Raw genomic sequence first — 2,470 nt, forward strand, 5'->3', positions numbered from 1 at the left:
TGCTCATGTGTTTGTCTCCAGCGAGGAAAAATGTTCCTTGCGGAAGTTAACGGATGTGACCGGCGCGCGGCTACAGGGCTTCCCCGGACGCGGGCTCGTCCGGCGGAACGTCCGGCGGGCACGCTGATCGCCGGAGACCCCTGCGTTGCCGGCGGCGGTGCGCGTTGCATACACTGCCGCCGATGCTTGATGCCGCCCTGGACGAGTCCCCGCTCACGCTGGCCTTATCGCCGGCGCGCCGACGGCATCGGCTCCACGCATGCGGCGACGAGCCGGCGACCGAGCCAAACCGCGCTCGCGCAACCGTTCGCTCCGTGATCTTTTCGTCGATCGCGGCGGCTGCGCGACCCGGGCTCTTCGCTACGCTGGAAGATTCGACAGCCGCGCCATGCGCGGCTGCCCTGCACCTCGCCTTCAACCCGCCGGCCTACGCATGAAGCTCTTCTTCGACTTCCTTCCGCTCATCCTCTTCTTCGCCGCCTTCAAGTTCGCCGACGCGAACGCCGACGACGCCGCCCGGTTCGCGACGGAGCACTTGGGCTTCGTCGTCTCCGGAGGCGTCGTTGCAGCCACCGAAGCGCCCGTGCTGCTCGCCACCGTCGTGGTGATGGTCGCGACCCTGATCCAGATCTCCATCCTGCTGGCCATGCGCCGCAAGGTCGACACCATGCTGTGGGTCACCTTCGGCCTGATCGCGATCCTCGGCGGCGCCACCGTCTGGTTCCACGACCCCACCTTCATCAAGTGGAAGCCGAGCGCGTTGTACTGGGCCATGGGTGTCGTGCTCTGGGCCGCCCAGGTCCTGTTTCGCAAGAACCTGCTCCAGGCCCTGATCGGCACCCAGCTGAACCTGCCCGACCCGGTGTGGCGGCAACTCAACATGGCCTGGGCCATCTTCTTCATCCTGATGGGCTTTGCCAATATCTACGTCGCCTATGCCTACTCGATCTCGACCTGGGCCACCTTCAAGGTCTTCGGACTGACCGGCCTGATGCTCTTGTTCATGATCGCGCAGGGCTTCTACATCTCGCGCCACATGCAGGACGACGACCCGCCCGAGAAGCTGCCGGTGCCTCCCGCCACGGGGGCTGGCCAGGAATCCGCGTGAGCGTCAGCGCCGCGGACATCGCTGCCTGCCTGCGCAGCGCCCTGGCCCCGCAGACCCTGGAGGTCGAGGACGACAGCCACCTGCACGCGGGCCACGCCGGCGCGCGCGAAGGCAGGCACTTCAGCGTGACGATCTCCAGCCCGCACTTCGAAGGCCTGACGCGCGTGGCCCGGCATCGCCTCGTATATGATGCTTTGCAGGGCCTGATCCCGCTCGGAATCCATGCCCTCGCGATCGACGCCCGGGCACCCAGCCAACGCTGATCCGACGCCGAGCCGGCAGCCTCCCAGGCTGCGCCCCCCCCACCCGTCCCGCCCGAAAGGCACGTTCATGAAGAAGAGTCTTTTCGCCGTCAGCGTCGTGCTGGCCGCCGCCGGCCTCGCTCCCGTCGCCGCGCACGCGCAGAACGTCGCCGTCGTCAACGGCAAGCCCGTTCCCAAGGCCCGTGTCGACGCGATCCTGACCCAGGTGCAGAAGCAGGCGGCCTCGCGCGGCCAGCAGCTGCCGCCGAACATCGACCAGCTCGTCCGCGACAAGGTCGTCACGGACGAGATCCTGAGCCAGGAGGCAGAGCGCCGCGGCCTCGCCAACTCGCCCGACTACAAGGCGCAGATGGAGCTGGCGCGACAGGGCATCCTGATCGGCCTGCTCTCCGCGGACATCGACAAGAAAGCGGCCGTCAGCGACGCCGACATCCAGTCCGAGTACGACAAGATCAAGGCGCAGTCGAGCGGCACCGAGTACCGCGCCCGCCACATCCTGGTCGAGAAGGAAGAAGACGCCAAGGCGCTGGTCGGCCAGCTCAAGGGCGGTGCCAAGTTCGAGGACCTGGCCAAGAAGAGCTCGAAGGATCCCGGCTCGGCCGAGAACGGCGGCGATCTCGACTTCGCCGCGCCGACCGCCTACGTGCCCGAGTTCTCGCAGGCGATGGTCAAGCTGAAGAAGGGCGAGTACACCGACGTCCCGGTGAAGAGCCAGTTCGGCTTCCACATCATCAAGCTCGAAGACACGCGCGAGGCGAAGTTCCCGGCCCTGGCCGAGGTCAAGCCGCAGATCCAGCAGCGGCTGTCGCAGCAGAAGGCGGCCGCCTTCCGCGACGAGCTGCGTGCAAAGGCGAAGACGGACTACAAATTTACGAACTAGCCGTCAAGGCTCGATCCGACCGGCCTCGATCCTGAGCTGCTGGTCGCATCGAGCGGCGATCGTCGCGTCGTGGGTCACCAGCACCAGCGTGGTCCCCGCTTCCCGGTTCAGCTCGAACATCAAGGCCATCACGGTTTCCCCGGTGGCGAAGTCGAGGCTGCCGGTGGGCTCGTCGGCGAGCAGGAGCGCGGGCCGGACGACGAAGGCGCGGGCCAGCGC

General features: G+C 67.2%; 3 protein-coding genes and 1 pseudogene. 3 read left to right on the forward strand and 1 reads right to left on the reverse strand.

The genetic code is table 11. The features are described 5' to 3' along the window. The first annotated feature begins 433 nt into the window (after nucleotides 1-433). From AC30N0_RS02935 to AC30N0_RS02945, 3 genes are all read left to right on the forward strand, one after another. Nucleotides 434-1,108, forward strand: a complete 675-nt coding sequence (locus tag AC30N0_RS02935) for a septation protein A (RefSeq protein ID WP_489516439.1) — start codon at nucleotides 434-436, stop codon at nucleotides 1,106-1,108. Beyond that, the gene (locus tag AC30N0_RS02940; RefSeq protein ID WP_489516440.1) at nucleotides 1,105-1,371 is read left to right on the forward strand and encodes a BolA family protein; all 267 of its coding nucleotides are present in this window, start codon (nucleotides 1,105-1,107) and stop codon (nucleotides 1,369-1,371) included. Before AC30N0_RS02935 ends, AC30N0_RS02940 begins: the two co-directional genes overlap by 4 nt. Before the next feature lie 67 nt (nucleotides 1,372-1,438). Further along, nucleotides 1,439-2,251, forward strand: a complete 813-nt coding sequence (locus AC30N0_RS02945; protein ID WP_489516441.1) for a peptidylprolyl isomerase — start codon at nucleotides 1,439-1,441, stop codon at nucleotides 2,249-2,251. A 3-nt stretch (nucleotides 2,252-2,254) separates the two neighbouring features. Here the strand turns inward: AC30N0_RS02945 and AC30N0_RS02950 are convergent. Continuing rightward, nucleotides 2,255-2,470: pseudogene (locus AC30N0_RS02950) on the reverse strand (ABC transporter); the annotation flags it as partial.

It is taken from the genome of Rhizobacter sp. (genome assembly GCF_031412495.1).
In the GTDB taxonomy this organism is placed as follows: domain Bacteria; phylum Pseudomonadota; class Gammaproteobacteria; order Burkholderiales; family Burkholderiaceae_C; genus Schlegelella_A.